Source organism: Telluria sp. AZSoR62 (genome assembly GCF_058111565.1).
Genome location: NZ_JBYTST010000440.1, coordinates 1 through 253, shown reverse-complemented (window position 1 = coordinate 253; position 253 = coordinate 1). Strand labels below are relative to the sequence as shown.

Below are 253 nucleotides of genomic sequence, written 5' to 3'. Positions count from 1 at the left end.
CATGCCGAAGGCTGGCCCGTCAGCGAGAAAGGACTGTTGCCCGGCTCGCTGATTTTCCCGGTCAGCAGGTGGATGTTGTAAATCAGGTTGTTGGCCCAGACGCCCCGCGTGTGTTGGTTAAAGCCCATGGTCCAGAAGGACACCACCTTGCGTTTGGGGTCGGCATACAGTTCGGCCAATGCCTTGAGGCGCTCGGCCGGCACCCCGGTTTCCTTGGCGGTACGCTCCAGCGTGTAGGGTTTTACAAACGCGG

1 protein-coding gene is annotated in these 253 nt (G+C 60.5%); it reads right to left on the bottom strand.

Annotated elements, in window-relative coordinates; genetic code table 11:
- Positions 1-253, bottom strand: a 253-nt coding sequence (locus tag AC3XQU_RS24360; RefSeq protein WP_489876690.1) for a hypothetical protein, incomplete at both ends; no start/stop codon positions are given.